General features: G+C 40.5%; 22 protein-coding genes. 8 read left to right on the forward strand and 14 right to left on the reverse strand.

Annotation, left to right across the window (positions count from 1 at the left end):
• Nucleotides 1-12: 12 nt before the first annotated feature.
• Nucleotides 13-2,532 carry a zinc-dependent metalloprotease gene (locus AC2IOM_RS04455; RefSeq protein ID WP_486359228.1) on the reverse strand — a complete coding sequence of 840 codons (2,520 nt, stop codon included), beginning with the start codon at nucleotides 2,530-2,532 and terminating at the stop codon, nucleotides 13-15.
• Between the two features lie 172 nt (nucleotides 2,533-2,704).
• On the opposite strand from AC2IOM_RS04455, the gene AC2IOM_RS04460 reads away from it, so the two are divergent.
• The 4 genes from AC2IOM_RS04460 to AC2IOM_RS04475 all read left to right on the forward strand — a co-directional run bounded on the left by AC2IOM_RS04460 (nucleotide 2,705) and on the right by AC2IOM_RS04475 (nucleotide 8,016).
• Complete coding sequence (locus tag AC2IOM_RS04460) at nucleotides 2,705-4,780, forward strand: S9 family peptidase (RefSeq protein WP_486359229.1); 2,076 nt, start codon at nucleotides 2,705-2,707, stop codon at nucleotides 4,778-4,780.
• 1 nt (nucleotide 4,781) lies between these two features.
• A complete protein-coding gene (locus tag AC2IOM_RS04465) occupies nucleotides 4,782-5,372 on the forward strand; it encodes a DUF938 domain-containing protein (RefSeq protein ID WP_486359230.1) in 591 nt (196 codons plus the stop codon).
• A gap of 129 nt (nucleotides 5,373-5,501) precedes the next feature.
• Complete coding sequence (locus AC2IOM_RS04470) at nucleotides 5,502-6,806, forward strand: alpha/beta hydrolase (protein WP_486359231.1); 1,305 nt, start codon at nucleotides 5,502-5,504, stop codon at nucleotides 6,804-6,806.
• Nucleotides 6,807-6,930: 124 nt separating this feature from the next.
• Nucleotides 6,931-8,016 carry a GGDEF domain-containing protein gene (locus AC2IOM_RS04475; protein ID WP_486359232.1) on the forward strand — a complete coding sequence of 362 codons (1,086 nt, stop codon included), beginning with the start codon at nucleotides 6,931-6,933 and terminating at the stop codon, nucleotides 8,014-8,016.
• A gap of 29 nt (nucleotides 8,017-8,045) precedes the next feature.
• Here AC2IOM_RS04475 and AC2IOM_RS04480 read toward each other — a convergent pair whose 3' ends face one another.
• From AC2IOM_RS04480 to AC2IOM_RS04505, 6 genes are all read right to left on the reverse strand, one after another.
• Nucleotides 8,046-8,540, reverse strand: a complete 495-nt coding sequence (locus AC2IOM_RS04480; protein ID WP_486359233.1) for a YcxB family protein — start codon at nucleotides 8,538-8,540, stop codon at nucleotides 8,046-8,048.
• Between the two features lie 6 nt (nucleotides 8,541-8,546).
• On the reverse strand, nucleotides 8,547-9,446 hold the full coding sequence (locus AC2IOM_RS04485; RefSeq protein ID WP_486359234.1) for a prenyltransferase: 900 nt from the start codon (nucleotides 9,444-9,446) through the stop codon (nucleotides 8,547-8,549).
• 10 nt (nucleotides 9,447-9,456) lie between these two features.
• Nucleotides 9,457-10,164, reverse strand: coding sequence for a substrate-binding periplasmic protein (locus AC2IOM_RS04490; protein WP_486359235.1), 708 nt, complete (start codon nucleotides 10,162-10,164; stop codon nucleotides 9,457-9,459).
• Nucleotides 10,165-10,313: 149 nt separating this feature from the next.
• The gene (locus AC2IOM_RS04495; RefSeq protein ID WP_486359236.1) at nucleotides 10,314-11,585 is read right to left on the reverse strand and encodes a hypothetical protein; all 1,272 of its coding nucleotides are present in this window, start codon (nucleotides 11,583-11,585) and stop codon (nucleotides 10,314-10,316) included.
• Nucleotides 11,572-12,459, reverse strand: coding sequence for an ABC transporter ATP-binding protein (locus tag AC2IOM_RS04500; protein WP_486359237.1), 888 nt, complete (start codon nucleotides 12,457-12,459; stop codon nucleotides 11,572-11,574). Before AC2IOM_RS04500 ends, AC2IOM_RS04495 begins: the two co-directional genes overlap by 14 nt.
• 2 nt (nucleotides 12,460-12,461) lie before the next feature.
• The gene (locus tag AC2IOM_RS04505; protein WP_100914439.1) at nucleotides 12,462-12,860 is read right to left on the reverse strand and encodes a GntR family transcriptional regulator; all 399 of its coding nucleotides are present in this window, start codon (nucleotides 12,858-12,860) and stop codon (nucleotides 12,462-12,464) included.
• Between the two features lie 66 nt (nucleotides 12,861-12,926).
• Between AC2IOM_RS04505 and AC2IOM_RS04510 the strand changes: the two genes are divergently transcribed.
• Nucleotides 12,927-13,244 (forward strand): DUF4144 family protein, encoded by a 318-nt coding sequence (locus AC2IOM_RS04510; RefSeq protein ID WP_138630137.1) that lies wholly within the window; start codon nucleotides 12,927-12,929, stop codon nucleotides 13,242-13,244.
• A 22-nt stretch (nucleotides 13,245-13,266) separates the two neighbouring features.
• On the opposite strand, the gene AC2IOM_RS04515 is transcribed toward AC2IOM_RS04510, so the two are convergent.
• Complete coding sequence (locus AC2IOM_RS04515) at nucleotides 13,267-15,255, reverse strand: winged helix-turn-helix domain-containing protein (protein WP_486359238.1); 1,989 nt, start codon at nucleotides 15,253-15,255, stop codon at nucleotides 13,267-13,269.
• A gap of 164 nt (nucleotides 15,256-15,419) precedes the next feature.
• On the opposite strand from AC2IOM_RS04515, the gene AC2IOM_RS04520 reads away from it, so the two are divergent.
• A complete protein-coding gene (locus AC2IOM_RS04520) occupies nucleotides 15,420-17,654 on the forward strand; it encodes a DUF5916 domain-containing protein (RefSeq protein WP_486359239.1) in 2,235 nt (744 codons plus the stop codon).
• A 28-nt stretch (nucleotides 17,655-17,682) separates the two neighbouring features.
• On the opposite strand, the gene AC2IOM_RS04525 is transcribed toward AC2IOM_RS04520, so the two are convergent.
• From AC2IOM_RS04525 to AC2IOM_RS04540, 4 genes are all read right to left on the reverse strand, one after another.
• The gene (locus AC2IOM_RS04525; protein ID WP_010561356.1) at nucleotides 17,683-17,856 is read right to left on the reverse strand and encodes a hypothetical protein; all 174 of its coding nucleotides are present in this window, start codon (nucleotides 17,854-17,856) and stop codon (nucleotides 17,683-17,685) included.
• 22 nt (nucleotides 17,857-17,878) lie between these two features.
• Nucleotides 17,879-18,142: a hypothetical protein gene (locus AC2IOM_RS04530; protein ID WP_010561357.1), complete on the reverse strand. Its 264-nt coding sequence runs from the start codon at nucleotides 18,140-18,142 to the stop codon at nucleotides 17,879-17,881.
• Between the two features lie 107 nt (nucleotides 18,143-18,249).
• Nucleotides 18,250-20,130, reverse strand: coding sequence for an ATP-binding protein (locus tag AC2IOM_RS04535; RefSeq protein ID WP_486359240.1), 1,881 nt, complete (start codon nucleotides 20,128-20,130; stop codon nucleotides 18,250-18,252).
• Complete coding sequence (locus AC2IOM_RS04540) at nucleotides 20,123-21,082, reverse strand: ABC transporter substrate-binding protein (protein WP_486359241.1); 960 nt, start codon at nucleotides 21,080-21,082, stop codon at nucleotides 20,123-20,125. The genes AC2IOM_RS04535 and AC2IOM_RS04540 overlap by 8 nt, the downstream gene beginning before the upstream one ends.
• Before the next feature lie 187 nt (nucleotides 21,083-21,269).
• On the opposite strand from AC2IOM_RS04540, the gene AC2IOM_RS04545 reads away from it, so the two are divergent.
• Nucleotides 21,270-22,013, forward strand: a complete 744-nt coding sequence (locus AC2IOM_RS04545) for a helix-turn-helix domain-containing protein (protein WP_486359242.1) — start codon at nucleotides 21,270-21,272, stop codon at nucleotides 22,011-22,013.
• A gap of 80 nt (nucleotides 22,014-22,093) precedes the next feature.
• Here the strand turns inward: AC2IOM_RS04545 and AC2IOM_RS04550 are convergent, their stop codons facing one another.
• Complete coding sequence (locus AC2IOM_RS04550) at nucleotides 22,094-22,507, reverse strand: MAPEG family protein (protein WP_486359243.1); 414 nt, start codon at nucleotides 22,505-22,507, stop codon at nucleotides 22,094-22,096.
• A gap of 99 nt (nucleotides 22,508-22,606) precedes the next feature.
• Here AC2IOM_RS04550 and AC2IOM_RS04555 point away from each other — a divergent pair, with 99 nt between their 5' ends.
• Nucleotides 22,607-23,599, forward strand: coding sequence for a GlxA family transcriptional regulator (locus AC2IOM_RS04555; protein ID WP_010561362.1), 993 nt, complete (start codon nucleotides 22,607-22,609; stop codon nucleotides 23,597-23,599).
• A gap of 23 nt (nucleotides 23,600-23,622) precedes the next feature.
• On the opposite strand, the gene AC2IOM_RS04560 is transcribed toward AC2IOM_RS04555, so the two are convergent.
• Nucleotides 23,623-24,897, reverse strand: coding sequence for a Xaa-Pro dipeptidase (locus AC2IOM_RS04560; protein ID WP_486359244.1), 1,275 nt, complete (start codon nucleotides 24,895-24,897; stop codon nucleotides 23,623-23,625).
• Nucleotides 24,898-25,065 lie beyond the last annotated feature (168 nt).

Here is a 25,065-nt window from a genome sequence, read left to right on the forward strand (position 1 = left end):
ACCGAGAGAGCGTTACGCTTTTAATGCTTTCTCAATTAGCATATCAATATAGGCTTTTTGTGCTTTAGCAGCATCTGAAGCGCCCCAAGATAGGCTTGCACCTTGAATATCTTGTAGTTGCTTAAATGCGGCTGCTTTTGCCAAGTTGTCGTGCTTTGATGGCTTGTTGATACCCGCAATCTTAATTAACGACTGAACATACTCAGTTTGTACGTTGTGGCTTACTGATGACGCTGACTTTGCATCAACAAAAACGGCAGCGGTTAAGTCATTTAAGAAGCTGTTCACATCGTATTCGTTACCGTATTTTGTGGTATCCGAAATACGCGTCATTACATTTGGGTGTAATAGCTGAGCTAATACATTCTTTTGCATGCGAAGTACCATAGCGTGGTACTTAGGATCTTCGTTTTTACCATAATGACTAAAGCCGCGACGCTGGTGTTGCATCTTGTTAAGCAGAGGTTCCATTGCTGATAGTGTATCTGGTGCAAATACTAAATCAGTTAGTACGTTCATCGCCTCTTTTTGTTTCGCAAGTGGCACTGGCGTGTAAGGCTGTGTATTGCTACCTACATTGTCACGCTCTACGTAAACACCACCAATGTAACGCGATACAACGCCTGCTTGAGCGCGGTATTGACCAAATAGCATATTTGCTTTGATCAGCAGCTCTTGATACGACTCACCGTCATTTAGCGCTGTTTGCTCAAGTTTACCGAATGTTTGGTTTACTAATTCCATACGATCTTTAGCATACGCCACAGCGTTTGATGACATATCGCCAATCATTACGCGTGGATCTATATGACGACCTGGTGCGCGCATATCATCGGCATCATTACCAAATGCTAATCCGTGTTCGCTAGAACGTTTTAAAATTGATTCTAAACGCGCCGCTTCTGCCGCTGCATCAGTTAAACCTTGTGAGTAACCATACTCAATTGCCCAATCATCGTAAGGACCCGGCTTATCTTGGAAGTAATCGCCTTGGCTCATGCCTTTTGGTGCAATGTTCGCAGGCGTGTAGTCCATTACTGAACCGGTTAAAATACCTTGCGTTTTAGCTTTGTCATGAACTTCTTTTTCATCCCACAAAATAGACGCTTTCATATTGTGGTTAAGACCCAGCGTATGACCAACTTCGTGAAGAATAAGCATCTTTAAGCCTTGCTCTAAAATTTCTTTCTTCTCGATATCGGTTGTTGCTAGCGAGTTAGCTAACATCATGCCCTGTTGTAATTCATGGCCCTGGCTGCAATGTAACCCTTCTTGGCTTGCGATCTCATGGTTATGAGCGCTTGATGACGCCGCTTGGCTGTATAAGCTGTCCATCATCCAACGGTTTTTCATAAACACGTATTCAAGCATGATGTCAGAGCCTAAAATTTGGCCTGTTAGCGGGTTAGCAAGTGATGGACCGTAACCGCCAAATGGAGGACGTGGTGAAGAAGTCCAACGTAATACGTTGTAGTTAATGTCGCCTGCATCCCAATCAGCATCGTCCGGCTGTACTTTTACTTCAATAGCGTTTTTAAAACCCGCTTTTTCAAATGCTAAGTTCCATGCTAATACACCCTCTTTTACTGTTTCGCGCCATTCAACAGGTGTGGTGTTTTCAATCCACCACGTAATTGGCTCAACAGGCTCAGAAATCGCGGCATTAGGGTCTTTTTTAACGAGATTCCAACGGTTAATGTAATCTTGATATGGCGCCCAGTCGCTAGTCGTCATGTCGTCAAATTGCTGACCAAAATAGCCAACGCGTGAATCATCTTTACGTGGTTGGTAATCGTTTTGTGGCAATTCAATAAATGAGTGCTGCACTTTAATTGATACCGTGCGCGGATCCGTTACTGACTGTGTACCGCGAACGCTTGGGTTAGCATTTTTAAATACATAATCAACAACAATATCTAAATTATTGGTGTAGTTGCGGTTACTAAGAATACGCGATTTTTTGTCGTCTAGCTTACCTGGGTTAAAACGCTTGCTAGCGTTTTTATCATTTGCGCGTTTCCAAGGAGATACCTTATGCAGTGCTTCGCTTTTAAATAACTTATCTACTTTAAGCGCAAACTTGCCTTCTTCTTCTTTTTCAATTTTTAAGCTTGCTAATACAGCTTCACTGATATTTGCATCGCTTGCTTTAGCAATTGCATTATTAGGATCAAACTTATAGCGTGGTGTTTTGCTTATAATATCAATGCGGTCGAAGTGACGGCGGAACTCAATTAATTTGGTTTCGCGGTAAGAGCCACGTACGTGGCCTGCATCAATTACACCGTCAACCGTATGTGCAAAGTAAACGTAAGGCTTATTTAAGTTTGCCTCACTAATCACCATCATGGTTTCGCCGGTTTTCTTATCTTGATAAAGATTAAATAACCCTTCAGAAGCTGTTTTTTTCTCAAGCATTTCTGCAAGTGTTTTATCTTTCTTTTCGTCTTTTTTCTTGTCGTCTTTTGCCATTGCTGCGCCGCTGGTGGCGAAGCTTAGTGCTACAGCAAGTGTAAGTAGCTTTAATTTCATTGTGTTTCCCTTGGTACCTTCAAAGTGAAATTTTTTGTTTTTATCAATAAATGAGTCTACCCAAAGCAAAAATGGATTTAAAACGTAAAAAGTAACTTAATGTTAACGATGCTTAATTTTGCTAAACTGCGGCTATTACTAACGCTAATATTTTGGGTTTATTGCTCACTCCATGACAACTTTACGTTTAGACCGTACAGCTAATGCACCAATTGCGACTAAAACAGCAAAAACACTTCGTTCACACAATCAAGAACGCATAGACAACTACTACTGGATGCGCGATGACGCACGCGCTGACCAAGCCGTGCTTGATCACTTAATCGCTGAAAATAACTATTGCGATGCAGTATTAAAACCAAGTGAAACACTGCAAACCGAATTGTTTGAAGAGCTTAAAGGGCGCATTGAAAAAGATGACAGCACAGTACCAGTAAAAGACGGCAAGTATTGGTATCACAGCGAAGTAACTGGTGACGAAGAATATGCGCGTCATTACCGAGCCACCAGTGCGACTGGCGACAATAAAACCCTTTTATTAGATGTTAATGTGCTTGCTAGTGAACATGAGTTTTACGACTTAGGTGAAATTGGCATTAGCCCAAATGATGAATTACTCGCGTATTCAGAAGATACCGATAGCCGCCGCATTTACACTGTACGTTTTAAGCATATTGATTCAAATACCTATTTAGATGATGTACTTGAAAATACAGAAGGCCAAATTATTTGGGCTAATGATAATAAAACGGTATTTTATGTAAGGAAGGACTTACAAACTTTGCTGGGCTATCAAGTCTACCGTCATGTGTTGGGTACATCACAAAATGATGATGTGCTGGTTTATGAAGAAGATGATCACAGTTTTTACATGGGGCTTGGCAAAAGCCGTGACGATAGCCTGCTGATGATAGATCTTGCCGCTACCGAAACTACCGATTGCTTAGTGCTAGATGCTAACAATCCACTTGGCGAGTTTAAACGCTTAATTCCCCGTGAAGAAAACCATATTTACGATATTGATAAGCTGGGCGACGAATACGTTATTTATTCCAACTGGCAGGCGAAGAACTTTTGTATTTTTACTGCTACCGCGCAAACTATTCAAGACAAATCACTGTGGCAATCATTTGTTGCGCACCGTACTAATGTACTGGTGGAAGGTGTTGAATTATTTACTCAGTTTAAAGTCGTGACAGAGCGCGAATTGGGCCAAATTCGTTTTGTTATCTACCCAAATAACGGTGAGCACTTTGCCCTTGCCTTTGACGACCCATGCTTTTTTGCAGGAATTGGTGATAACCCAGAGCCAGACACCAACACTGCACGTATTTTCTATTCAAGTTTAACTACGCCAAGTAGCTTATTTGAGTTTGATCTAAACACCGGTGAAAAACGTTTGCTTAAGCAACAAAAAGTACTGGGTGATTTTGATGCAGCTAATTATCAAGCTGAGCGCTTGATGATCACTAGCCGCGATGGTGTCGATATTCCAGTATCCTTGGTTTACCGCAAAGACATGTTTAAGCAAGATGGCACAAATCCGCTGTACCAATATGGTTATGGCGCTTATGGCATTACCATCGACCCTAACTTTTCGGCGCATAATCTAAGCTTGCTCGATAGAGGGTTTGTTTATGCTATCTCGCATGTTCGAGGCTCTGAAATGCTTGGCCGCGAATGGTACGAGCAAGGTAAAATGCAACATAAGCAAAATAGTTTTAATGATTTTATCGATGTAACAAGAGCGCTGGTTGAAAGTGGCTACGGTGCTAAAGATAAAGTATTTGCTTCGGGCGGCAGTGCTGGTGGTTTATTAATGGGCGCTGTAGTTAACCAAGCGCCAGAGCTTTATTTAGGTATTGATTGCACCGTTCCTTTCTTAGATGTGTTAACCACCATGTTAGATGAAAGTATTCCACTTACGACTAATGAATATGATGAGTGGGGCAATCCAAATGAACGCGATGCCTATGAATGGATTAAAGCGTATTCGCCATACGATAATATTAGCGCGCAAGACTACCCGAATATTTTAGTAACTACCGGCTTTCATGACTCGCAAGTTCAGTATTGGGAACCGATGAAATGGGTTGCTAAGTTACGTGAGTACAAAACAGATAATAACCTACTGTTATTTAAAACCGATATGGACAGTGGTCACGGTGGCGCATCTGGGCGTTTTAAAAGCTTAAAAGAGCGTGCGCTAGTGCTCGCTTTCTTCCTTTCGTTACTTTCAGAGAAATAGTATGCAACCCTACTCTAAAGCCTGTGAGAATAATAAAGATCCGATTTTATCCATTCTTAAATCGGCATTTTCTAATGCAACCAGTGTTTTAGAGATAGGTTCAGGCAGTGGGCAACACGCGGTGTATTTTGCCCCTGCACTTGCTCACCTTAGTTGGCAAACCAGCGATGTGTTAGCAAATCATCAAGGTATGATGGCATGGCTTGATGCCTTTCCATCACCTAACTTATTGCCGCCGCTAGCACTTGATATTGCAGAGCCTTGGCAAATAGCACAATACGATGGCATATTTACCGCCAATACTTTGCATATTGTTAGCCCTCAACTTGTAGAAGCGTTTTTTGATAAAGTGAATCGCTATTTAGCGCAAAATGGCACGCTGTGTATTTATGGACCATTTAACTACCATGGTGAGTTTACATCACCGTCAAATGCAGAGTTTGACCAATGGTTAAAAGTGAAAGACAACACCCGCGGTATTCGAGATTTTGAATGGATCTGCCAACTAGCAGCAAAAGCGTGTCTTGAATTGATTACCGATCACGAAATGCCAGCAAACAACCGTTTGCTAGAGTTTATTAAGCGTTATTAACGTTTCCCATAAAGCGTATTCCCACGCATTGTTTACATTCGTATAAGTTATTAGATAATTTTAGATCAGCTTATGTTGTAAATTGAGGTAGTATTTTGTTATTCCAATAAAAACCTAAAGGTTGGTTTGATGAGTAACGTATTTAAAACATTAGGCATTTTACTATTTTTAAGTGCAAGTAGCTTTGCAAATTGCTTGTCTCAAAGTGCAGACGTTAAGTTAATCAACCACTCAATTAGTGAGGGTAGCTATCGGTTTTTAGCTAAATCCGATGTTGCTAAAGTACTTGATTTATCCGACCTTAATTTCGAAGGTTATTTAGTGCAATCCGAGCAGCAAATAACAGCGCTCAACCCCCGTGCAAATGTACCTTGCCCTGTTAATAACTATGTTTTAAACCAGCAAAATATCAGCGCACCAACCATTACTGATTTAGTAAAGCCGTATCAGTTAACGCACGCAAATAGCGATAAAGTGGTGCTGCTAATCCACGGTTTAACCGATTCGTCGTATAGTTTTCACGATTTATCCGCGTTTTACCACCAGCAAGGATTCAATGTGCGTACTGTATTGCTGCCAGGTCACGGCACTGCAGCGGAGCATTTACTTTATGTTGATTACAATGATTGGCGCGCACTGAGTGCATTTGCGATTGAGCAATCACTTAATGATTTTGAGCAGGTATATTTAGGCGGCTTCTCAACAGGAGCCGGTCTTATTTTAGATTATATGCTTACGCGAAAGTCTCTGAGCCCAAAACTGTCTGGTGTAATGCTGTTTGCGCCAGCGACAAAGGCTAAAAATTCAATGTCGTGGCTTGCGCAGTATATTGATTATGTGCCTTTTTTAAATTGGCTTGATAAAGACGCAGATGTTGATTTTGCCAAGTATGAATCGTTCCCGATTAATGCTGGTGCACAAGTGCATCATTTAATGAGTGATGTATATCCTCTGACAAAACATCATATTACGCACAACGTACCTATGTTTGTTGCTGTGCCCGAGCATGATATGACGATTGATACTGCCGCAACACTTGATTTATTGGTTCAGTGGCAACGTAAAACCCCTACACCACTCACTTTGGTTTATTACGGCGAACGTGATAACGCAAATCAGCTGAGTGCATTTGAAAATGTAAAGTTAGTAACACCGCAATGCATGCCAAAGTGTGATGACCAACTACAAATGGCTCATACCGCAATTCCTAATGCGCCAAGCAATATCCATTATGGTGAGCATGCAGTATATCGAAACTGCGGCCATTACTTAGCAGACGTAAAAAAATACAATGCTTGCAAAGTAACGCCCAATATTCCAGCTTCAGAAAAAACACCGCTTGCTGGGGAAAAGCATACGCTTTTTCAACGTTTAAGCTACAACCCTTATTATTCTGAATTAACTAACGAACTCGCACTGTTTTTAGCTAAATAAGGTTATGCGGCTTGGTATTGCGCAAGATTAGCTTTTTACCAAGTCTGCATTAAACTTAGTGCTAGCTGTTCAGTACTCGAATGTACTTAGTTAATTTCTAAAACAATAAATATAAATATAAAAGATGCAGCAAAATAACTCTCACACAACCGATCTATGGCGAAGCTTTATTGAAGTAGATGGCTTACACAGCGCTGAACTAAAACGCCGAGTTTTTTCGTTTTTGGCAATGTCTGGTATCGCTTTGGTAGTGTTTTCGGGGCTATTGTTAGCGAATTTTCAAACCTACCCGTGGCTTTTGAGCATTACTTTATTGGGCGCACTTATTGCCGTATTTATTAATGTGGTGATTTACTTTAGCACTCGACAACTTAAATATTGCAGTATTGGCATTGCGCTAACGGTATTGCTACTAAGTATTTTATTGGTTTACACAGGCGGAAAGGAAAACACTGCGCTTTATTGGATTATGTTTTATCCGGTTGTGGTGTTTACTATGCTAGGCGTGCGTTTTGGTTTGTTGTTAACAGCGCTTGCGATCGGCGCGATTGCGTTTCAGTTATATGGACCAGATTTTGGCCAAGCAAATTATGGCCACGTTGAAAAATCGCGATTTTTATCGGGCTTTTCGCTCGTGGTATTTTTTGCTTTTATTAGTGAATATTTTCGCGATAAAAGTCATCAAGCCATAACTAATATTACCTATAATCAAAAACAAAAAGCGAATACCGATGCATTAACGGGTTTGCCAAATCGTCGATTTATTGATGCGATTTTCTTAACCAAAATGGAAAAAACTACCGCGGAGTTTTTACCTATGGCGGTGATTATGTGTGATATCGACCGCTTTAAAGACGTAAATGATAACTATGGTCACGATATTGGTGATAAAGCACTGATGCACATAGCTAAATTAATGCAAAATCAATTGCGTTATTCGGATGTAGTAGCGCGCTACGGCGGTGAAGAATTTATTATCTGCTTGCCCCACGCATCGATGCGTCAAGCTGTGCAAATCGCAGAAAAACTAAGAAAGAATATTGAAGATCATCCGGTTAATTTGGAAAGTGGCGATAATTTAGCGCTAACTGCCAGTTTTGGTGTGGCAGAAGTACATTCAGTGGTTGCCTTTTACAATGCGGTAAAACAAGCTGACGAGGCGTTATATAGCGCCAAACGAAGTGGTCGCAACCGTGTCGCGACGCTTTAGCACCAATGGATAACACAGCAAGTGCTGTGTTATCGCGTTATCTTCACCTTATAAACTGCAATCTGCTTTTCAATATAGCTTTCGCTATCTGCTGGCATAAACGCTTTTGAAAGATAAGTTTGTTGGCCTTTGTAATTAACAAAAAGCATACCTTTTGGTGTGTGAATGATTTCTTTGATCTGATCCCATTCAAGCAGTGATTCGGTATAGGGGTTTTTACTTTCAATACCATCTTCATTCAGGGTGATTGTGACAGTCGAGTTCGATGCCCTGCTCCACATCTGACGTGTAAGCCACCAAGGACGGCGATAGTAGAAACTGATAAATTCTAGAATGCCTAAACCAACCATAATGTAAGGCGCTACGCCACCAATCTCAGTAAAGATAATAAGCCCCATTCCAATGCCAATAAAACTGCCTGCAAAGCCGTATTTTGGTGTTTGGTGAGGACTGTGTGGCAGTGATTCGTCAAAACACTCTTCAAGGTATGCTTTGTCGAGCGTGAATTGGTAACTAATGGTCATTGGTATTTAACTTTTACTCATAAATAAAGCGAGAGATAACATTAATGGCGTAAGGTTTGCCGCAGCAGCTACCATGCCCATCGCAGGTAAATGCTGTGCTATGTTATCGCCTAAACGGAACAAGTATACCAAGGAAAGCAAACAAAGTACGAGAGGCAGTAACGCGATTAACGCAAGCTTAGGCAGAAGACCAATCATTACTAAACACACTAAGCCAGCAAATGCCGAAATCAATGACAACGCAAATATCCAGCAAGCAACGTTAACGCCATAGTAAATAGCGATATGTTTGCGGCCAACGCTTTTGTCGGCGACTATGTCGGGTAGTTGGTTTATTAACAGTAGGTTATTGGTGATTAAAAACGGCACTAAACTAATCGCGACTAATGAGTAACTAATAATACCCGTTTGCACTAAAAATGCGCCAACAGGCATTAGAATAGCAAAGCCGATACCCGGTGCAATAAAACATAGCCAAGGGTGTTTGTTAAGCACTTTGGTATAACTCACTACTATCAAGAGGCCAAGTAAACCAATTGGAACTAGCGTAGCGCCAATGCGAAAAATAAAAAATAAACCGATTAATATTACCGCAATTACAGAGCCAACAGCATACCGCTTAACTATGGGGGCGAGAGCTGGGTTTTGTTTTAATAAACCGCTGCCACCGCTAAAAGGAGTTGGTGTGGTATTTAAATCTAAACCACTTTGAAAATCTTGATATTCATTGATGGTATTCACGGCAATTGCAGCGAGTATTGCACCAAGCACGCTTAGTAGTGCATTGAACATATCAATAGGTATGCCTTGATAAGCACAGTATGCGAGTCCAACTAAACACGACAGCGGCGCTAACGTTAAAAATGGTGGGCGAATGGCGGGTAGCGCAGCTATGTATTTGTTCATGTGCTCACTCCTAGTTCAGCTTGTATTCTTCCTTAAGTGCCATATGCTGGCTTTTCAGTTTATTTAAACTGGTTTGAAATGCCTGCACTATTTCATCGGGTGTGTCTTTACTAAAGGCAATGTAATCATCAACGACTTTCAATAGTAGAATACGCTGAAATAATTCGCTGCCAAGTTTTCTTTGTTTTATGGCGGCGTTTAACCCTGAGCGTGAAATCGCTAATAAGTCGACACGCTCAGCTTTAAACAAGGCTAGCGCATCATCCATACTTTTAGCAGCAAGAATTTGTTGATGTGGAAAATCCGTTTCGTAGATAAGACTTTGCGTTACGTCATTTCGAATAACCGCAATAGACTTATCATAAACTTGCGAAATATCGGTAATAAATAAACCAGTATTCGGTTGCGCAATAATGTAATACTCTGCTGTAAATAACGGCCCTACCCATTTAAATTTTGCTGCACGATCAGCTGTTTTAGACATGGCAAATAATGCCGTATTTGGTTTATTGCTAATTTCTTTATAGCCACGTGCCCAAGGCACAACTAGTATAGGTTGCTCGGTGATACCTTGGTCGTGCCAAATGAGTTTTAATAAATCGACCGACAAGCCGATTAATTGGTCGTTGTAATAGTAACTTGAAGGTGGATAAAGCTCAGTGTAGTAAGTGATTGGATGCGTTTTTTCAGCAGCCGCAAGGTGTTGCGCTAAAAGCAAACAGCCCGCAACAAAAGCTAAACTAATTTTTATATTTAAAAATCGAAAGAACTGCACTGTACTACATAATTACTACTTTTGTTTTACTCTAGCTTATTGAATTACATAGAACAATGCATTTTATTCATTCATCTTTGACCTAGTACAAGTTAATTGATAATTCTTTCAAGTGGTTGGCGCATAACCAATTGTTGCGTGAAATACCGCATTGGAATAGTAATCAAGGCAACCAAAATACAAATCAAATAAATACTAAGCTGTTCACTGGTGTAATGTACTAGCCCAAACACGCCAACCTCGAGCACGCAAATAACGGCAAAAAGAGCGATATTCTTTAAATTTATACAGCCTGAAAAGTATACGATTAATAAAGGCGCAAACGCTAAAAACATTGTTGTTGCAAATACGGTTAAAAAGGCGATTTTCACTGCTTCTTGCGCATCTTGCCTAAATAAAGTGATGGCAACTATTGCAGCAAAAATAAATACTGTATTACGCAATACCACTTTATCAAATGCGTAAATAATGTGTTTGATCAACTGACTGGTGCAGTCAAAGCAGTGAGCAATTGCTTTTATTTGATGTTTAAGCTGGTTGAACTCTTGGTAAACTGGAAACTGACACCCGAGCACGAGCGATAACAACATAAAGTTTATAAGTACTTCGTTATCTGTGGTCGCAAATAAAAAGCCAAAAATCGCTGCAAAATAGCCACCTAAATAACCAATTTTTGTTTGTGGGTAACATACTGCCCAGGCGATATCTTTGTTAAATGACTTTTTAAATTTAGCGGTAAACGTAGCTAATTTTTGGTTCCACCAAATGACCGATTGGCGGTCAGTTGGTACCAGAGTTTTACTGAGTTTAGTTCTGCCAGTCGGTGACTGAAAGGCGCTATAGATTGCGTAGCAAGCTGTTACAAATATGATTATTTGGGTTATTTCATGCGTTGCTTCAAACATCATTAAAATTAATAGCGATGAGCTAAACACGTTACGCAAAATATTGTGTACAACTGAGCCACTCGAATTTACTAGTAGTCCAATAATTGCAAAGCTAACCGGTATTAAAATGTAATGGAGTGAAAGCTCACTGCTTAATGTAATAAACGAACTCATTAGTAATGAGCCTATCACCGCTAAAATTAGTGCGCTTTTTAATATTGAGAAACGGTAAAGCGTATTTACAGCCCATAGGTAATGCGTTTTTAGTTTTACCAATCCAATACCTAGTAAAAAGCCAAAAAAGAGTGATGGTAAACAGGTGACAAGCAAATAGGTTTTTACATAGCGAAAGGTGCTTGGGTCGAGTGATTTTTGTAGCCATAACGCATTAAATACAACTGAAAGCACAAGCATAAATGGCAGTGTTACTGTGCCACTGCGCATTAAAATCCACGCGTTTGATTTAAACAAACTCATTTGCCACCTCCAAATACCAGTCTTCTAAGTTGATTGGCTGAATCGTGGCATCAATATCGTAAAAGGCACACCACTCGTCTATCGGCTTTTTCAATGGTGCAATAATGCAAGTATTGGTAGTGTCACCAAATTGTTGAATTCTGCTAATCGACGTGTCTTTTTCCAGCAGGTTAACTTTTGATTTATTAGTAAAGCTAAGTTTGGCAATGCTTGCCTTGAGCGCATCGAGCTCGTAGTAGTGGCGGATCACACCAAATTGCAGTACCGCAACGCGATTGGCAATGCGTTCTAAGTCAGACACAATATGAGTTGAGAAAATCACCGTAGTACCGTGTTCACAGCACAAATCGATCACTTCTTTTAAAAAAGCGCGGCGCATATTGGGATCAAGGTGTGCAACAGGCTCGTCTAAGATCAGCAGTTCAGGGCGGATTGATAATGCCTGCACCACGTCTAGCATTTGTTTTTGGCCGCCAGAAAGCTTGCCAATTACCTGATCATGGCTGATGCGCCAGCGCTTTAGCAAGGTTTCGCAATAGGCTTTATCCCATGATGGAAAAAACTGACTAATGTAATCAATGTATTGCGCTACTTTCATCCATTCAAATGCAGAACTGGTTTGCGCTACATAGCCAATTTTTTGTTTTTTACTTTGTGGTAATTCATGCCATTCATAACCCCATAGTTTAATTGTGCCGTGATCTAATTGGCGCAGGCCCATAATCGATTCTAATAGAGTGCTTTTACCGGCGGCATTTTTTCCAAGTAAGCCAACAATATCGCCTTCGTTAACTTGCCAATTCAGTTTATCGATTACGCGTAAGCTTTTGTATGATTTGATGGCCTTTTCAATGGTGATAATCGGTTGAGTCATAGTTACGTCCTGTTGCTTAGCGCAGAAAGTGCATCTTGTACTAGGGTTATAATCGCGTCGTCAGAAAGCTTTTGCTGCTTGGCTAACGTTACAAATTGATCGCGCTGAGTGAGCAGCGCATCACTGTAATTACTAATGTTGTGTTGCTCGGCAACCAACATGCCAATGCCTTTTCGCTTTTCCAGCACGCCTTGTTGTTCTAATTGCGAGTATGCTTTAGAAATAGTCATTGGGTTTACTTGTAAGCTAGATGCCATTACACGTACCGAAGGCAGCTGTTGCCCCGGTTGTAACAATCCCGCACGAATGCCCTGCTTGGTTTGTTCCATCACCTGACGATAAAGCGCACTCGATGCTTGGGTGTTTATGGTGTAAATTGCATGAATTAAATCTATGCTCATAGTGTATTAGTAATTTATAGGTGTATTAATACACTAATACAGTTTAAAATTAAGTCAATAAATAAAATGAAATTAATAGCAACGCTCAACTACCCTGTAGTGATCCATTATTGCGGTGACGATGAATTGGAATATGTTGAAAGCCAGCATCAGATGCGGGATTTACTGGGCAGTTTAGTGATAAATGACGGTGTGATTGATAGCAGTGGAAATTACCATCGTGTTATCAGCAATAGCGAGCTTTTACAGGTAAATTCATTCAACTTAGAAGAATTTACGCTGTTACTGCAAAAGCATGCTTTTGCTTTAGCAAATTGCTGCATTACTAAAATGCACTTTGCCAGTTTTGCAGAGGGCTTTGCTTTTGTTAAACAGAGCGGCTAAGCCTAGTTAACCTGAACTCGAGTTAGTTAATTTGTTCTGGCGATAAGCGCTTAATATCACCTTCGATCGCTTCCATGCGTGCGATAGTGAGTTGCTCGTACGGATCAATATCAAAATGCCAAATTAAATTACCTTGTTTTACCAGTGTAATGTCGCTTGGGTTAGTAAGGTCGAGACGCCAAATTTTATCTTGCTTTGACCATGATGATTGCCAATACAGTGCATTGTTTTTAATGCGAATATTGTGCAATAAATTCGTTTGCTCGCGGCTAAGTTTTGCGAGATTTTCACCGCTTTCAGTTAAATCTATTTTGCTAATTAATTGATTGTCTTGTAGTACTAACCAACGGCTATTACTGCTATCGAAATAGGCAAACTGTGCATTTAAATCAATACTTTTAAGCATTCTGCCTTGTAAATCATAGAGCTGTATTTTGGTGCCATCAAAGGCGTAAACCGTTTGCATATCATACCAGCCGGCATTTTTTATGGTGCTATTTAGCTCAGTGGTAAACTGCAAAATCAGGCTTTTGCGATCATATAGCGCTAAATCCATATCGCGGTTCGACAGCAGCATGCTTAAATCCGGACGCCATTCTAAAAACTTAACGTATTCATAGCCCTTGTGATTAGAAAGGCGCGTTACCTTGTTGTCGGCATGCAAATACACTTCGCACACGCCGCTGCGGCGCGACATAAATGCGGTTTCACCTAAACTATTACTGACAGGTAAATAATCGATGCTTGAGGTTGAGAAAATCGGCAAGTTGTCTTTATCTCGAATATTCACCTGCCAGCTTTCAATTGCGGTGTAGATATCACCGTTTTTATCAATTGAAGCACTGGTGAAAAGACCTTGAGCGGTGTTGTAAATAGGATAGCTTTGGCCATCGCGGTGCGTTGCTATTAAATTATGGCGCTGACTTTCATCGTTACTGACAATGGCACCGTTATTTGGATTATAGGCCACAAGCCAAACTGGAAATGGCCAGCTAAGCGCTTCTTTGCCATCGAGTGACACCAGCTTGCTGGTGTGGTCAATATAATTAAATAGAAAATAAACGCGATTATCCCATGCCGAAATAGCCCCTTTATATTCAGCTTGAGCAGGGCGCTCAAGTGGCATCGCAATGAGTTCTTCGGTACCAATGCGGTACAAGTAGGGCACTAATACACCTTGCTGTAAGATGCTTAAAATAAGCTCGTCATTTGATTTCCAAACAGGCGGTTTTGCCGATTCACACACGATGCCGTTAGCGCGGTGGCTGGTGGCACCTTGCGGTGAAATAATTGAAAGCTCACATTTATCTTCAATAAATTGCCAATACGCTAATAGCTTTCCTTTGTGTTGCCAAGCGGGAAAACCAACACGATGAGCAAAGGTACGATTGAATAACTGTTGGCCCTGCTTATCGGTAATGGTGAGCGTTTTGATATCTTTAATGTACGCCATTAAATCGTGTTCGCGATGTACGCTTACATCAAATTCTAACCCTAAATCGTAGCTCACATCATGAAGTTCATAATGCGGAATTTCAAACTCGCTTTCTTGGCTATTAAAAAACGCCCAAACGCTAAAACATACGACTAAAATCGGCAGCACCGCTAATAGTGGGTGAAACTTTCGACTACTGCGTTCTATAGTTTTTACTTGCGCTGGCGCATTACTCACAAGCTCAACATCGGCAATAAAACAGTAACCCTTTTTCGGCACTGTTTTTATAAAGCGAGGATTGCGTGAGCTATCACTTAGTAGTTTTCGCAGTTTAGTTAACAGTTGATACAGGCTGTTTTGTTCAACTATGGTGTTTGGCCATAGCGCGGTTTGAATCTGTTCTTTTGAGATAACTTGCTGCGCATTATTTATTAGCATGGCAAGTAACTGAGACACTTGAGGCTCAAGTTTTTCTATTTGACCTGTTTGCCATAGGCAAAGCTCATCTTTAGATGCATTAAACTCAAACTCTGCAAATCTAAATGTACCTTGTCTTGGGGTATGAGCGTTTTCCATAGCGGTTTAAACAGGCCTTTTATAGTTTTAATAACAAAAATACGGTTTTGCAGATTAAAGTCAATAAATATAAGACTTCTAGCAGCTTTATTAAGAAAAAAATCAGCTTTTTAAGCAGCTTTTTCTGCTGATATGTAATGCAAATAAACCGCATATGAGCCGTTATGAAAAATCCGTTAATTTACTCTTTTACACTTGTGAGCTTTGCCACACTGGCCGAGCAATCGGCAATCACATTAGATGGTCAGCTCGCTGAAAATATATGGCAGGATGCCACTCAATATCAAACCTTTTATCAGGTAGTGCCAGCCACCTTGTCAGAACATAAAAGCAAAGTGGAAGGGCGAGTCTACAGCGATGAAAAAGGCATGTATATCGGCATGATTAATTATCAGCTAAAGGAGCAGCGTAAAAAGCAATACAACTTGCAAGATGCGTTTATGCAAGCTGATTTTAATCGTTTTGTTATCGATTTCTCAGGCGATGGCAGTGGCGCGTATTTGTTTGCGGTAACGCTGGGTGGCGGTATTCAAGATGCGGTACTGACGCCGCAATTAGCAACCGACTATGATTGGGATGGCGCTTGGCAATCTGCATTTTATGAAGCGGATGATTTTTGGTCGATAGAAGCGTTTATTCCATGGCATGCAGTGTCGTTTCGTCATAAACAAGACGACAACGGCTACTCTCAAGTGGGTGTATCGCTTCAGCTTTATGATTTAGCGAAAAACTATATTTATGGCTCGCAGCCACAAACCACCGGCAATAGCGATTTTTACATTGAAATGCCAAAAGTCCAGGTGAAAATACCACAGAGTCAGCAGTGGGCATTTGTGCCTTATGCCAGCTATTCAAACGATTTTGTGGCGAATGATGGCGATGCAAACTTAGGGTTTGATTTAGTCTATAAGCCGAATCACCACCAAAAGTTAAGTGTTGCGGTGAATCCTGATTTTGGTCAGGTCGATAGTGACGAGGTGGTGCTGAATTATTCTGCAGTGGAAACATTGCGCACTGATAAGCGTCCGTTTTTTACTCAAGATATTAGTGTGTTTAGCATTCCGTCTGAGCGCAATACAAAGCTTATTCACACCCGTCGTATTGGTGCGGGCAGTGATGATAACAGTGAATTAATTACACCAATTGATGTGGCTGCGCGCTTTGTCCATCAAGGCGAAAACTTGCAGTTGGCGGGTTTTGCTGTAGCGGAAGATAATTTAGCCTCAGACGCGGGCAAAGACTTTTATGCAGGACGCATTAATTACACCCAGCAAACGGCGCAGCAAAATTGGCAAACCGGTGTGTTGGCAACTAAAACCAAGCGACCATGGTTAGATAGAGATGCCTACAGTTATGCTTGGGATAGTCAGTATCAAAGTGATACCTGGTCAGGTCAGGTTGCATTAATGCATACGGATATAAGCGAGCAGGGAGTTAGCACACAAGGTACTGGTATATCGCTAAATGCAAAGTACCAATTTAATGTAAACACATCAATTTCAGCTAATTACTTAAGACTTGATGATAGTTTTGATAATAACGACTTAGGATACAGCGAACGTAATAATTGGCGTGCCAGTGAAATCAACTTTAGCCATGCTATTAACACTGACAATAAGTGGTTTAATCGTGTATTGCAAAAGGCCAGTATTAATTATCAAACCGATGATAATGGCTTAAAGCTAACCAGTAATCCGCAATATTTAGTGAATCTAAATCTAGAAAATGGCGGCCAATTTGAAACCATAATTAATTACTACGCAGGAGCATGGCACGACAACTTAGGTTATGGCACAGACGCAGTTTATGTTGCTGATAATTGGACTTCTCGCGTGATGTACATTAGCCCTTATACAGGTATGTTTAGCTGGGCAGCGAGTTACCAAAATGATCAAGAGGGATTAAATGGCCGAGCTGATCAGTACGCTGTTGATTTAACGCTAATGCCTCACCCAAATTGGCGCATTGCATTTAACAATTACTTCCGTACGGGTGATGGCTGGTTGGTAGCAAATCAACAAAATGTGATTACCGAATACGACCGTGATTACTATGCAAACCATATTAAAATTTCAGGTTTAATTTTAGATAATCTTGAATTTAGTTCGACCTTTCAGTGGGCGAGTTTGAAGGCGCAAAGTAAGCAGGTTTATCGTGTTTCGCAAAATGGTTTGCAAGCCGACACTCGCGATACCAGCTTTGATGATTCGCGTTTCAACTTGCAACTAAAACTGCGCTATAAAATGGGCGCATATTCAGACATTTATTTGGTTTATGGGCGTGGTGGTAACGAATTAATTGAACGCGATTTAACTAATAACCGCTTTGCAACATTAGAGCGCAATTGGCAGCAGCCCGATCAAGAGTTTGTTACATTTAAAGTACGCTATCTGTTTTAGCTAACACCAAAGCAAAAACCTAACTGCCCTAGGTTTTTGCTTTTTTCTTGCCTTTTACAAGCTTTATCCAAAACGCTAGCTCAAACAACACACCTAATATAATTACCAAAAAAGTACCGCTTTGAAACGAAACGGTATAAAAGAAAATGGCCGTGATAAGCAGAGCCGCTAAAATTAGGTAGTGAGTGACAGTTGAAAACATATCGATTCCTTAAGTTGTTTTTTTACGCGTTGGCTTTAAATAGCAACTGATTTTGGCCTGCTGACTTTAAATAAAAGCGAATTTCTTGGCCTAATCGAGTTGTTACCTGGCTGATAATAAAATCACCCATTTTTTCAAGCTTAGCTAAGTAGTTAGTGCGATTTTTAAATGACTGCTTAATTAAGGTTTGCTTTTGTCCGTTGATATAAAGCTTTGCATCCTGCTGATCATTTTTTGTTAAGCGTATTTGCTGTCCAGCTAACACTAATTTATATGTTTTAAGCATAATGCCTCCTTAATTCGTTAAGGCTAGACTAAGCAAAAACTAAAAATGATGAGCTTAAAAGTGTTTAAAGGCGATATTCGGTGATAACTGGATTTATTTAACTTGAGTTATGGGCGATTTGCCCATTGATTGATCATATTGAGTAAGTCTTTTTCAACCAAAGGTTTAGATAAAAAGTCATTCATACCAGCGGCTAAGCATTTATCTTTGGTTTCACTCTGATTGCTGGCTGTTAATGCAATAATGGGGGTATTAGTATCAAATTGGCGTATTTGCTTAGTGGCATCAAAGCCATCTAATTCAGGCATTAGGCAGTCCATTAAAATAATATCAAATTGATGCTCTTTTGCTTTCGCCACGGCTTCAAGACCATTATTTGCTGTTGTGACAGTATGTTCAGCAAGCATCGCTTTTGCTATATGTTGGTTTAGTGGTACATCGTCTACCAGTAAAATAGCGGCATCGACGACTTTTTCAATATTGTGTGCGGTATCTAGGTTTAGCTCTGGTTTTTCAACTTCATCGCACGGTAAGGTCACAACAAAACGTGATCCTTGACCAAGTTTACTGGCAACTTCAATTGCGCCATTCATTTGTTTTACTAGCGCATTACAAATGGCTAAACCGAGTCCAGTGCCGCCATATTTGCGGGTTGTACTGGCATCTGCTTGAACAAACTTAGTGAATAAGGAATCAATTTGCGCTTCGCTTAAACCTATGCCGGTATCAACAATCGTGATGGTGAGTAAATATTTGCCTTGTCCCGTTGCGGTTAACTCTACCGACACCGACACAGTGCCTTGCTCAGTGAATTTAATCGCATTACTAATTAAGTTGATTAATACCTGTTTTACGCGCACATCATCAAGTGCCACATAAGATGTTTGATTAGTATAATTTGCGATAATACTAACGTCTTTTTCCATCGCCGATGCATTAAACATATCAACAACGTTTTTTAGCATTTGGTTGATTTCACACGGCACAGGGTGAAGCACAAGTTTGCCTGCTTCGATTTTCGAGATATCTAAAATATCATTAATGGTTGCGAGCAATTGCTGCCCCGAGCTGGTGATCACATCAAGTTGTTGCTGTTGTTGTTCGGTCATTGATGTTTTGGCAAGCAGTGTTGCTGTGCCGAGTACACCGTTTAGCGGCGTGCGAATTTCGTGACTCATTACGGCGAGGAAATCTGACTTAGCTTGCGCGGCCAATTGGCTCTTTTCGGTTTCTTTCTTTAATTCGGCCTGCTTGGTTAGCAAATTATCGAGTAAGTCGTTGTATGCATTGACTAGTTCGCCAATTTCATCGCTGTGTTGAACCGATACTTTTTTTGGTTTACGAGACTTAATGCCCGCACGGATAGAGTTCAACAATTGATATAGCGGCACAATTGCTTGGGAACGAATTACATAAATACTCAGGGCCATGGTGATTGAAAAGCCAAGTAGGGCGGCGAAGAAAATATATTGGTTAGACAGCGCGATATAGTTGCCTAATTGTTTGGTGTTTATAACCAAAATAACAATGAGATCTTCAAGTGCGCGGCGGTCTTCCGATACCGCTTCAAAGCTGGCTAAATAAATAAGCTGGTTATCAAAATAAAAGTAATCGGGTGCTTGGTTAAAGTTTAGGTTATCGAGTAGTTGGCTAAAGCGAAAATGAGAAGAGGTAAACGATTCACCAATTAATTCAGCTTGGTTGCTTGCTAAAATAACCCCCGAATCTGCTTTGGCAATAAGTACATGATCTACTGCATCGTTTGCACCGATTGCACTTGTAACGCGTTTAAAGTTTGCGGTGCTAATGCGATTGGCTGTGGCAACAACAATGCTTTCAATAATTAACTCGGCTTCATGCTTCATCATTGCTTTAGAAAGCTGGGTTGCATTGTGTTTATTAAACAATACTAACCCCGCCAACACGGTGATATAGATAATACTGAGCAGTAAAGTTATTCGCTTTCCGAGCGTTAAGCCTTCAGTCACTTAATTTCCCTATAGATAAAAACTGCGAGAGCGCTTTGCACTCAAAATTTATACTATTTGTTTCATTTAGCACAGTACACACTTGCTGCATGTTTTGCGATAAGCCTTTTGGCGAGAGTATCTCTCGCTGCTCATTTGCGGATAACACCTTTAAATCCTGAAAAGCTGCGGCAAATTCATCTGCGCTAATACCTTCGCGTTTAGCCATAATATTGTTTGCTTCAATAGGGTGCTGTTTCGCGTAATCAAGCGCTGCTTGCCATGCGTTATGAAAGCGTTTTATCCAATCTGGGTTTTGTTCAACTAGCTCGCTTGAAACCGTTACCACATCTAAAATCGTTTTAGGTATTTCACGCGAATCAAACACCTTTTGTAACTCAAATTCATTTAATAGTAAGTTGGAATAAGGAGGATAGGTTACGTAGGCGTCGATAATATCTTTATCAAATGCATCTGGCGCATCAAGCTGCTCAATGTTTAGCATTTCAATGTCATTAAGTGCTAAGTCGTGCTTCGCCAGAGCTTGATGCAAAAAGAATGAACCTAGCGAACCAAGCTCAACACCTACACGTTTACTTTTAATTTGGCTAAATTCGCTAATGTCCGACTTTGCTAAAATCATATCACCGCCGTTTGAATAATCCGTTACTAATACAATTGATATCGGCTTTTTTTGCTGCGCAGCTAATGATACAGCTTCAATCATGGTACTGGTCATGGCATTTGCTTTACCTTGTCGGAAAAAGCGTTTTACTTCAGCCAATGACGGTGCTTCAATGATTTCTATATCTAATCCCGCTTGTTTAAATAGCCCTTTTTCATTCGCTAAATATAAAAACTCGTAACCTGGCCATGGATTGATTGCCAGTTTGATTTTTGGATTATGAGGCTGAGAGCATGAGCTTAATAGCAAGCTTGTAAAAATAACTAGTATTAGATGGATTGGTTTCATTATTTGTCTTCACCTAACGCTTTTTTATTTAGTATAGAAAACCTTATGGTAAGTGGTATAAATCAAAGTAAAAATATGAAATTCTTCAATATTCTAAAATATTCAGCTGTTTATTTTCCAATGACTAGCCAAGAATAAGTGTGTTTGCTGGTCAGCGACGGACAATTAACGAATTAAGGAATATACAATGACATTAGGCGAAAAGTTAAAACAATTAAGACAAGAAAAAGGGTTAAGCCAACCTGAATTAGCAGCTGAAGCCGGTATTGAACAATCGTATTTATCAAAGTTAGAAAATGATAAATCGCTACCATCGAATGACATTTTGCGGAAAATACTCGCTGCGTTTCAGGTGTCACTGAATGACTTTGTAACAGACGAATTAGTGCAACAAGACATTTCACGGCTAAAGCAAATACCCGATATAGAGCAGCTTATTGCGCAAAAATCACAAAATCAATTTATGCAAAGGCGCAATTTTTTATTGGCTGCTAGCATAAGCATCGTGCTGGCCGCGACCTTGTTTTTTATTGGTTACAGCAAACTTATTTTTAATGAGTATGTTTACCACTATGAATCGATTGGTGTGGTGAAAGACGATGAGCCAGCGGATATATTTTCGCGTTGGGAAAGGTATTATTTAAATACAGGTGAGGAGTTGTCGGCATTACAAAGGCAGAAAAAACAAAAATCCTTAAGCTTAGAAATGGCAAAGCGTCGCGTTACGTTAGTGCAAATGACACCAGAATATAAAGGCCCAAGCTTTACTGAGACTGTCGCAGGGGGCAGACGTGTTTATAAGCTTGATAACTTAATGAGTAAAAAGATTCGCCGCCCAATTAATTCATGGTTGCAAGTGCTTGGCGTACTGCTATTTGCATCAGGCATTATGGGTTTTGTATTAGAAAGGCGATTATTTAAACTGAACTAGGGTTAATCAAGCTCGGGAAAATAAAGTAAACCGATCATGTTAAAGCACTTAATGGCCAATTAAGTGCTTTACGTTTTAGCTTAGAGCAACTGAGTTAATAAAAACGTCAGCCACATTGCCATAAGTAATAGTGCACTTAAGCCAAAGGCATATGTACGCCTTTTTAAATTGCGTGCAGAGATATGCTCAAAGGCATGCCAAAACCGTAGCGCAACATAACTCCAAGCAGCAATCATCCAAATGAGTGTTTCAATGGAATGAAACGATAAAAAGCCTAATAGAATAATAAACAAAATTGGCTGTTGAAACTGATTGTCATAACTGCGCCCTGCTAACAGAATATCTTGCGGCATTTCGCGATAATCGAGATTTTGTACGATTTTATAATTGAGCTGTTTTTTACGCACTGCAACAATGCGCTTTGTTGCGGCACGGATCAGTAAACTAAAGGTCAGTACTAGCAGTGCCAAAATAGGGCCGTATATCCAAATCATGTGTCTTTTTCTCCTAAAGTAAACACGATAAGACCTAGTGTATTGCTAAAAAGCTTGCTATAACGTGTCTTAACTGACTAAAAAAGGTTAATTAAAGACATGCATAAAATTGGTATATTGGTTAATCAAGGAGTGATGGCGACCGCAGTTACAGGTGTAATTGATGTACTCAATGTGGCGAATGGTGTTTACAAAAAACGCACTGGCGCAAATGCAGATGCCTTTAGTTGGCAACTAATTGGTGTTGATAAAAAGTACGTAGAATCGAGCCAAGGATTAGTGTTTAAAGCGGATGTATGGCTTGAAGAAACCAGTGAATTTGATGTGGTGATTTGGCCTGGCAGCCAATACCGCAGCGATCAGGATCTCTGGCAGCTATGCAAAAGCCTAAAGCCGTTTCATCCGCATATTGTTAAGCTCGCAGAAAATGCCGAATTGGTAATGTCGGGATGCACCGCTGTACCGCTACTAGCTCACACAGGCTTACTGGCTGATAAAAAAATTACCGCTAGCTGGTGGCTAGATAGTTTTTTTCAGCGTCATATAAAGGGTTGTAAACTCGATACGAGTGAAATGTTGCGACTTGATGGTAAGTTTTTAACTTGTGGTGCAACTTCGAGCTTCTTGTTATTAACTTGGTATTTAGTGCGTCATTATTTAGGTAAAGATATTGCCGACACAGTTGCTCGTTATCTATTGATAGATACTGAGCAGGTAAAACAAAGCGCATTTTTTGCGTTAAATGATTTACCTGAGCATCAAGATGCGGAAATGCGAAAGCTAGAGCAGTGGATCTGCGATCACCTGGATAGCAGTATCGATGTATCAACTATGGCGTATAAGCTTAATATTAGTGAGCGCACATTAACTCGTCGATTCAAAAAGCTGTTAGGCGTTGCGCCCATGCAGTATGTGCAAATTGCACGCATTGAACGCGCGTGTGGTTTGTTAAAAACTACCAATAAAACGGCACAGCAAATTGCGTTGGGTTTAGGTTATCAAGATGATGCTGCGTTTCGTAAATTATTTATTAAACATAAAGGCGTTGGTATGGGCGAGTACCGCAGAAATAAAGAGTTTTTTGAATTGTAAAAAAAGGGGCAAGTGCCCCTTTTTTATTTCATTAAATTAACTTCAACTTTGCCGTCTTTTATAACAAGATCAACCTGCTCCATTGTACTGATGTTCTCAAGAGGATTGCCTTTTACCGCAATCACATCGGCAAACTTCCCAGCGTCTAATGAACCAAGAGAGTTTTGTTGTTTAAGTAACGTTGCCGCATTAATGGTTGCCGCCTGTAGCGCTTGTAGCTCAGTCATGCCAAATTTCACCATGCGGCTAAATTGGTGACCGTTGTCACCGTGAGGATATACACCTGCATCAGATGCAAACACCATATTCACCCCCGCTTTCACCGCTTTAGTGAAACTCGCACGCTGACGCGAACCTACTTTACGTTCTTTATTCAAACTTTCTTCTAAAATACCGGCTTTTTTGCCCTCGCTAAGAATATATTCAGTATTGTAAATATCCATCGAGAAGTAAGTGCCTTTTTCAAGCGCTAACTGGATTGCCTCATCATCCACAAAGCTGACATGCTCAACCGAGTTAACACCTGCTTTAATTGCCGATTTAATACCGTCAGTACCATGGGCGTGTGCTGCTACCGTTAGGCCGCGTAAATGAGCTTCATCAACAATCGCTGTCATTTCTTCTTGTGAATACTGTTGTGCACCCACTTTGGTGCCTTTTGATAGCACGCCACCGGTAGCGCAAAATTTAATAACATCAGCGCCGTATTTGATGTTTTCACGCACTTTTGCTCGCACTGCCCAAGGGCCGTCGGCAACACCTTGACTCGTCACTGCATGTTCATGGGTTAATAAATTATTGTCACAGTGGCCGCCAGTAACGCCTAGGCTTGGCCCAGCCGCAAAAATACGAGGGCCGGGTACATCGCCATCTTTAATTGCATCTTTTAGCGCGATATCGGCGTAACCTGGTGCGCCTAGGTTACGTACCGATGTAAAACCAGCCTCTAATGTACGTTTTGCATTACGCACTCCGGTAATTGCAGAACGTTGCGTAGTGCGTTGCAGGCGTTTGTAGCCGTGTACTTGGGCGTCACTTGTTAAATGCACATGCATATCAAAAAGCCCTGGCAATAATGTGTAGCCTTTTAGTTCCATTACTTTGGCATCAGGTGCGTAAGCTTTACGATTGCTTTTGCTAAGGCTCATAATTTTATTATCTTCAATGACCAGTGTGGCCGGTTTAATTAATTTGCCTGTGTTGATATCGAGTGCCGCATCGGCATTTAACACGAGGTGCTCTGCCATTGCCGAAAAACTACTGAGTGTTGCTAACGCAACAAGTGTACGTTTAAACATAATTACAAACTCCTGCTGATTTTTATTTGTTATCCCATAGCTGTTAGCAATAGTGAAGAAAAACTCGATAATTAACCAAGTTAAAAATCCACATGGTAAAAATAAACGTAACATCATGGATATAGGCTAAAATTATCTGCAAAATTGGGTTATATTTAGCGTGCATAA

The sequence above is a fragment of the Pseudoalteromonas sp. NS-SX12 genome, from assembly GCF_057367955.1.

Coding starts and splice junctions, on each gene's coding strand:
- AC2IOM_RS04455 (WP_486359228.1), bottom strand. CDS start 2,532: ATGAAATTAAAGCTACTTACACTTGCTGTAGCACTAAGCTTCGCCACC.
- AC2IOM_RS04460 (WP_486359229.1), top strand. CDS start 2,705: ATGACAACTTTACGTTTAGACCGTACAGCTAATGCACCAATTGCGACT.
- AC2IOM_RS04465 (WP_486359230.1), top strand. CDS start 4,782: ATGCAACCCTACTCTAAAGCCTGTGAGAATAATAAAGATCCGATTTTA.
- AC2IOM_RS04470 (WP_486359231.1), top strand. CDS start 5,502: ATGAGTAACGTATTTAAAACATTAGGCATTTTACTATTTTTAAGTGCA.
- AC2IOM_RS04475 (WP_486359232.1), top strand. CDS start 6,931: ATGCAGCAAAATAACTCTCACACAACCGATCTATGGCGAAGCTTTATT.
- AC2IOM_RS04480 (WP_486359233.1), bottom strand. CDS start 8,540: ATGACCATTAGTTACCAATTCACGCTCGACAAAGCATACCTTGAAGAG.
- AC2IOM_RS04485 (WP_486359234.1), bottom strand. CDS start 9,446: ATGAACAAATACATAGCTGCGCTACCCGCCATTCGCCCACCATTTTTA.
- AC2IOM_RS04495 (WP_486359236.1), bottom strand. CDS start 11,585: ATGAGTTTGTTTAAATCAAACGCGTGGATTTTAATGCGCAGTGGCACA.
- AC2IOM_RS04500 (WP_486359237.1), bottom strand. CDS start 12,459: ATGACTCAACCGATTATCACCATTGAAAAGGCCATCAAATCATACAAA.
- AC2IOM_RS04505 (WP_100914439.1), bottom strand. CDS start 12,860: ATGAGCATAGATTTAATTCATGCAATTTACACCATAAACACCCAAGCA.
- AC2IOM_RS04510 (WP_138630137.1), top strand. CDS start 12,927: ATGAAATTAATAGCAACGCTCAACTACCCTGTAGTGATCCATTATTGC.
- AC2IOM_RS04515 (WP_486359238.1), bottom strand. CDS start 15,255: ATGGAAAACGCTCATACCCCAAGACAAGGTACATTTAGATTTGCAGAG.
- AC2IOM_RS04520 (WP_486359239.1), top strand. CDS start 15,420: ATGAAAAATCCGTTAATTTACTCTTTTACACTTGTGAGCTTTGCCACA.
- AC2IOM_RS04525 (WP_010561356.1), bottom strand. CDS start 17,856: ATGTTTTCAACTGTCACTCACTACCTAATTTTAGCGGCTCTGCTTATC.
- AC2IOM_RS04530 (WP_010561357.1), bottom strand. CDS start 18,142: ATGCTTAAAACATATAAATTAGTGTTAGCTGGACAGCAAATACGCTTA.
- AC2IOM_RS04540 (WP_486359241.1), bottom strand. CDS start 21,082: ATGAAACCAATCCATCTAATACTAGTTATTTTTACAAGCTTGCTATTA.
- AC2IOM_RS04545 (WP_486359242.1), top strand. CDS start 21,270: ATGACATTAGGCGAAAAGTTAAAACAATTAAGACAAGAAAAAGGGTTA.
- AC2IOM_RS04550 (WP_486359243.1), bottom strand. CDS start 22,507: ATGATTTGGATATACGGCCCTATTTTGGCACTGCTAGTACTGACCTTT.
- AC2IOM_RS04555 (WP_010561362.1), top strand. CDS start 22,607: ATGCATAAAATTGGTATATTGGTTAATCAAGGAGTGATGGCGACCGCA.
- AC2IOM_RS04560 (WP_486359244.1), bottom strand. CDS start 24,897: ATGTTTAAACGTACACTTGTTGCGTTAGCAACACTCAGTAGTTTTTCG.